4 protein-coding genes are annotated in these 6,124 nt (G+C 68.5%); 2 read left to right on the top strand and 2 right to left on the bottom strand.

Translation table 11 applies throughout. The features are described from left to right. Positions 1–37 precede the first annotated feature (37 nt). Positions 38–1,813 (bottom strand): C69 family dipeptidase, encoded by a 1,776-nt coding sequence (locus tag ACT6Y9_RS07885; protein WP_443744131.1) that lies wholly within the window; start codon positions 1,811–1,813, stop codon positions 38–40. Between the two features lie 228 nt (positions 1,814–2,041). On the opposite strand from ACT6Y9_RS07885, the gene ACT6Y9_RS07880 reads away from it, so the two are divergent. Then, the gene (locus ACT6Y9_RS07880; RefSeq protein ID WP_443744130.1) at positions 2,042–3,229 is read left to right on the top strand and encodes a M20 metallopeptidase family protein; all 1,188 of its coding nucleotides are present in this window, start codon (positions 2,042–2,044) and stop codon (positions 3,227–3,229) included. 111 nt (positions 3,230–3,340) lie between these two features. Here ACT6Y9_RS07880 and ACT6Y9_RS07875 read toward each other — a convergent pair whose 3' ends face one another. After that, the gene (locus ACT6Y9_RS07875; protein WP_443744129.1) at positions 3,341–4,168 is read right to left on the bottom strand and encodes a tRNA threonylcarbamoyladenosine dehydratase; all 828 of its coding nucleotides are present in this window, start codon (positions 4,166–4,168) and stop codon (positions 3,341–3,343) included. Between the two features lie 303 nt (positions 4,169–4,471). Here ACT6Y9_RS07875 and ACT6Y9_RS07870 point away from each other — a divergent pair, with 303 nt between their 5' ends. After that, positions 4,472–6,031, top strand: a complete 1,560-nt coding sequence (locus ACT6Y9_RS07870) for an ABC transporter substrate-binding protein (RefSeq protein ID WP_443744128.1) — start codon at positions 4,472–4,474, stop codon at positions 6,029–6,031. Positions 6,032–6,124 lie beyond the last annotated feature (93 nt).

Here is a 6,124-nt window from a genome sequence, read left to right as displayed (position 1 = left end):
GGGAGACCCGGGCGGCCGCATCAAAGCGGTCCGGCGCTCATTCGTCCGGCTTTTCTCCCGCTACCCGCACCACGTCGAATCCGCCGAAGGGTCGGTCCTCGACCAGCCCGAAGATCCAGAAGTCGGTGAGGACGCCCGGGAGCGCAAGCCGCAGCACGTCTTCGGCGGGGAAGCGCAGCCGCACGGAGCCGTCCTCCTCGACCGTCATCCCGCAGACCCGCCCACGGCGCGCGTTCCATTCGACGTCCTCCGTCGGCGTCGCCGTACCGAAGGTGACCGTGTCGGGGTCGATCTTCGCCGGATCAAAGCCCGCGGCCGGATGAAGCGCCGCCTCCACCTCGCCCATGCCGGGCGAAAGTTCCGCGGCGAGCACCTCGATAGGCACGGGGCGCATCGCGGGGAAGGCCGCGAAGACCACGGCGTCGGCCTCGGCGAAGACGCGTTCGTTCCAGTCGTGAAGGAACGCCCGGGCGCGCTCGAGGCCGGCCGCGGCCGCGAGCTCCGAGGCGGCGCGCCGGATCTTCGCGCCCTCCTGCACCCGCGAGCCGATCAGGGGCCGCCACCAGGCGGGGAGGTCGAAGTCCGTCCAGTCGGCGAGCGTTTGGGCGGCGAGCCCCCGCCAGAGCGGGCGGTCGGCGCGCCAGTCGAAGACTTCGCGGGGCGGCGAGAAGTGCGCCCGGCGCGCGGATTCAAGGTCGAGGAGCGTCTCCGCGACGGGCGGGCCTGCGAGCGGGAAGAAGGGCGTGAAGGGAAGCTGCGAGGGGCGCCCCGACGCGCGCCACCCCGTCGTGAGGAGCGGTTCCTCGTGAAGTTCATAGACCGCCGCGTCGAAGGTCCCGACGTTTGAGACGTCGCGCATCGTGCGGTGTTCGGGGCCGAATCCGCGGCGCTCCTCGTAGGCGCTCCGTGAGGCGAGGACGTGCATCACGTCCGCCGTCCCGACCTTGAGCGCGGGCCGGACGGCGTAGGGAATGGTCTCGGGATTGTTGAAGCGCCGGCCCGTGAGGTACTCCCAGGCCGTGCGCGCGCGGTCGAAGTTCCAGAGCGCGTAGCGGCGCTCGGGCGGCTGATAGGCGCGGCGGAACGAGAAGTCCGCGTGGTCGAGGCCGTTTTCGGGGAGATAGCGCCCGGTGCGCACGGCGTAGTCCACGAGGTCGGGCGAGAGCATCACGTCTTCGGGCGGCACGTCGTCGATGCGGTCGAGCGCGAAGGCGTTCGCCGTGAAGACCACCTCGTCGTCCTGGATGCGGCGCGCCGCCCAGCGGTGGCCGCGCAGCAGAAACACCTGCCAGGCTTCGTGCGGGTCGGCGATGGTGTAGGTGCGGCCCTCCCCCCGATAGCCCCACCGCGTCTGCAGATCGAGCGCGATCTCCACGCCTTCGCGGGCCGTGCGGGCGCGCTCGGCGATGAGGCGCCGCACGGCGTAGCCCACGCCCCCGTCCACGACGGGTTCGTCGCGTTCCCAGGTCTGGTTGCAGTTGTTGGAGACGACGAGGACGCCCGCCTCGTTGATGAAGGAGTCCGAATAGGACGCGCCCTGGGGGTGGAGCGTCTGCGTCCAACAGTGCGCGAGCGTGTGCGGGGCCTGCGGGAGCACCGCGGCGCCCGGTTCAAACGCGAGGCGCTCCTCTGCGGCATGGTCGGCCGCGGGCACCCAGATGCGGTTCGTGACGATCCGCCCGTCGTTGTCCTCGTTGTGCCCGACCAGGATGCGGCCCGTGGCGGAGGCGGCGCGTCCCACCACGATGGTCGAGCAGCCGCCCTCAAAAATACGGGGGCGGCGGGGAGCTGCAGTCTGGTCTTTCTTCGTCACGGGTGGCCTTTGCCGGGAAGTGGATTCGTCCATGCTTGAGTCTAAGCACATTTTCGACTCGTGCGCGCTCTCATGAGCGCCCTCCGCGGCAAGGCGCCTCGGGCGAAGTACCGGGAGAGGCCGGGCGCCGACTCCCCTCCGCGGGCCCATAATGGAGCGCATGACAAGACCCTAGCGCTCCCCATCCCGACGGGGCGCGCACATGGATGAAGAGGACTTCAGAAGAAGATGGCCCGTACGCTTGAAGAACTGCTCGGCCCGCAAGAGGCCGCGCGCATTGTTGAATTCCGCCGCGATCTGCACCGGCACCCCGAAATCGGCATGGAAACCGCCCGCACGGCCGAGCGGATCGAGGCGTTCCTCAAGACCCTCCCGGTCGACCGCGTCGAGCGCGTCGAGAAGAACGGTGTGGTGGCGCTCATCAAGGGCGCGGCGCCCGGCCCCATGATCGGCATCCGCGGCGACATCGACGCGCTTCCGATTCAGGACGAGACCTCAACGCCCTGGAAGAGCACGGTCGAGAAGCGCGCGCACCTCTGCGGCCACGACGGCCATGCGGCCGGCGCGATGGCGACCTGCGCCTACCTTTCGCGCCACCGCGGGTTCGCCGGCTCCGTCGCGGTGATCTTCCAGCCGGGCGAGGAAGGCTGGGCGGGCGCGGACCTGATGATCAAGGACGGGCTCTTCGAGAAGTTCCCGTGCTCGGAGGTCTACGCGATCCACGGCGACCCGCAGAACCCGCTCGGCTCCATTGCGCTGCGCGAAGGGGCGATGACCGCCTCGGTCGACATCGCTGAGATGGCCGTCGAAGGCCGCGGCGGACACGGCGCGCGTCCGCATGAAACGATCGACCCGATGCCCGCGGCCGCCGAGCTCATCCTCGCGTTGCAGACGATCGTCTCGAGAAACGTGAATTCGGCGGAGTCGGCCGTCGTTTCGTGCTGCTTCATCCACGCGGGCGACCCCCTCGCGCCCACCGTCATTCCGCAGCGCGTCGCGCTCTCGGCGACGATCCGCACGCTCAACCCGGCCGTGCGCGAACTCATCGAGAAGCGCTTCAACGAGATCTGCGCGGGCGTGGGCATGACCTTCGGGGGCGAAGTGAAGCTCGACTACCAGCGCCGCTATCCGCCGCAGATGAACGACCCCGCACTCACCGAGGCTGCGGTCGCGGCCCTCACGCCCGTCTTCGGCGAAGAGAACGTGAAGACCAAGCAGCTCGCGATGATGGGAGGCGAAGACTTCGCCTTCATGTCCGAGAAGGTCCCGGGCGTCTACATGCGCCTCGGGCTCCGGGACGAAGCCCACACGGCGGCCCTGCACAACCCGGGGTTCGACTTCAACGACCTCGCGCTCGGCTACGCCGTCGAGGCCTTCGCCGCGATCGTCGCGGCGCGCCTCCCGCTCGGGGCTTAAGGGCAAACGACGCCGCACCGCGCGGCGCTCCGAACTACAAAGGGCAGCGCCTCCCTCCCCGAGAGAGCGCCGCCCTTCGCGTCTCTTGTTTCTTTGAGTTGAGCCGGGCCCCTAGCTTTGCGCGCGCCGCACGGCCTCGTTGAGCGCGATCGCCGCAACGGCCATCCCCATCGGGGCGGTGACAACGACGCCGGAGCCGTACCCCGCGCAGGCGAGCGCGGCGCCGCCGCCGGCGCCGATCGTGCAGGCCTCGTCGCCGAGGGGCTTCTTCACGGGTTCGGCCGAAAAGACGCAGGGCACGCGGAAGGCGGGCGCGAGGGGCCTGCCCGGCCGGCCCGCGTCGGGCGCAGCCTTGGGGAAGCCGTATTCCTTTCTGAGCCGGTAGCGGACGGACGCGAGAAGCGGGTCGCCCGAGATGCGCCCGAGGTCGCCCGATTCGATCCGCAGCGGGTCCGTGCGGCCGCCCGCGGCGCCGGAGGTCACGATGAACTGCCCGCGGCGGCGCACCGCAGCGATCATCGCCGCCTTGGCGCGCACCCGGTCGATGCAGTCGAGCACGACCGCGTCGGCGGGGATGAGGTCCCCGGCGTTCTCCTCGTCGACGAACTCCTCGATCAGCTCCACCTGCGCCCTCGGATTGATGAGGGCGATGCGGCGGCGCAGAGCCTCAATTTTCGCGAGCCCGTAGGCGTCGCCCAGAGCCTGGATCTGCCGGTTGGTGTTGCTCTCGGCGACGTTGTCGAGGTCGATCAGCGTGAGCGACTCCGCGCCGGTGCGCGCGAGCGCCTCGACCGCCCAGGAGCCCACGCCCCCAACCCCCACGACGCAGAAGCGCGTCCGGGCGACGGCGGCCGCCCCTTCGCGGCCGTAGAGGCGCGCGACGCCGCCGAAGCGCCGCTCATAATCGATCACGTGTCCGCCCTGAGTAATATCAGGCATTGTTTTTCCCTTCCGCGTCCTTCAGACTTTGTTGCGATGATGCCGATCATACCGGCATCGCCGCGCGCGCATCGGGGTTCCTCTTCATGCGCGCCGCCGCCCCTTTACGCCTTTTGGGCGATGCCTGCGTCACGGATCTGCAACACAATCGTGATGGAATGTTCGTGCAGGACGCCAAGAATGACTCCGGCGTCGTTCGCCGGGCCGCCCCCCGCTCGGCGCTCCTCACGCGCTTCGCGGGGCGCTCAGCCCATGACCACTCCCAGAGCGTCTCCACATCCACAGCATAGAGAAGATCAAACAATGAAGAACCTCATTTCCGCGCGCCGCCAGGCGCTTGCCTGCGCCGTTCTCGCCGCCTGCGCCTTCGCCGGCCAGGCCTGGGCGAGCGCCGAACACATGGTCGTGGCGATGCCGCAGATCCCGCAGATCATCGAGCCCCAGGGCAAGAACAACAACGCCCTCGAGCGCGTGTCCTTCTCGATCTTCGAGACGCTCATCCACGCCGACCAGAAGACGGGCGAGCTCTCGCCGGGGCTCGCCGAGTCCTGGAAGCGCATCTCGCCCGAAACGGTCGAGTTCAAGCTCCGCCGCGGCGTGAAGTTCCAGGATGGCACCGACCTCACGGCCGACGACGTCGTCTTCTCCTTCGGCGAGGAGCGCTTCATGGGCGAGAAAGCCCCGGGGCGTCCGGCCGCGCAGGAGTTCCTCGGCGGCCTGAAGTCCGTCGAGAAGGTCGACGACTACACCGTGCGCGTCACGATGAAGACCTCCGACCCGCTCATCGAGCGCCGCTTCGCCGCCCGCATGTCCGAGATCATCTCCGAGGACGGCTTCAAGAAGGCGGGCTCGTGGGAGAACTGGATCAAGAAGCCGATCGGCACGGGTCCCTACAAGATCGTCAACTTCAAGCTCGGCAACCGCCTCGACCTCGAGCGCTTCGACGGCTACTGGGGCGAGAAGGCCCCGGCGGCGAAGCTCTCCTTCGTCGAAGTCCCCGAACTCTCCTCGCGCGTCGCGGGTCTGCGCTCGGGTGAGTTCGACCTCATCACCGAGGTTCCGCCCGATCAGGTGAAGCCCCTCTCGAAGGACGGCAGGATCGACGTCGTGGGCGGCCCGATCGACAACATCTACTCGCTCGTCTTCGACAACAAGTCGAACAAGGTGATGGAGAGCCCGCTCCTGCGTCAGGCGTTCCTGCACGCGATCGACCGCGACCTCCTCGCGAACGCGCTCTTCGGCGGCACGACGACGGCCGCCAACAGCTTCCAGAGCAAGACCTTCGGCGAGCTCTACATCCCCGAACTCGACAAGAAGCTCTACGACCCGAAGCTCGCCCGCGAGCTCGTGAAGAAGTCCGGCTACAAGGGCGAGGAGATCGTCTGGCGCATCCAGGCGGGCTACTACACCCAGGAGCTCACCGTCTCGCAGGCGCTCGCCGCGATGCTGAAGGCCGTCGGCATCAACGTCAAGATCGAAGTGAAGGAGAACTGGACGCAGGTCGAGGCCGACGGCCCCACGCGCGAAATCAACAACGCCTCACTCTCGGCCTACTTCCCCGACCCGGCCTCGCAGCTCTGGCGCCGCATGAAGCCGGGCGCCTTCTGGGATACGAAGGGCTACTTCGAGCACACGCCCGAGTACGTGAAGTTCGGTGAATTGGGCAAGGTGCTCGAGTCGTCCACCGACCCCGCCGAGCGCAAGGCCGCCTGGAAGGGCATGCTCGAGGTGTTCGCGCAGAACCCGCTCGCCTGCCCGATCTATTCGCTGCCGATGATCTACGGCAAGCAGAAGAACGTGATCTGGGAGCCGGGCACCCAGGGTTCGCTTGATCTTTCGGCGCGCAACCTGAAGTTCAAGTAGTCTTGCACCCTGAACGCGCGGCCGCGGAGGAAGTCTCCCGCGGCCCGCGTCAGCGGGACGCTCCCGGAAAGAAGAGCGCCCGCCGCCCCGAAC

Origin of the sequence: Sutterella sp. (assembly GCF_052272535.1) — a bacterium.
GTDB lineage: Bacteria > Pseudomonadota > Gammaproteobacteria > Burkholderiales > Burkholderiaceae_F > Sutterella.
Note: the sequence above shows the minus strand (reverse complement) of the source record. Positions and strands in the feature narration are given on the sequence as shown.

Bases quoted from the DNA above. Each gene is read 5' to 3' on its own strand.
- ACT6Y9_RS07880 (WP_443744130.1), top strand. From the start codon at position 2,042: ATGGCCCGTACGCTTGAAGAACTGCTCGGCCCGCAAGAGGCCGCGCGC.
- ACT6Y9_RS07875 (WP_443744129.1), bottom strand. From the start codon at position 4,168: ATGCCTGATATTACTCAGGGCGGACACGTGATCGATTATGAGCGGCGC.
- ACT6Y9_RS07870 (WP_443744128.1), top strand. From the start codon at position 4,472: ATGAAGAACCTCATTTCCGCGCGCCGCCAGGCGCTTGCCTGCGCCGTT.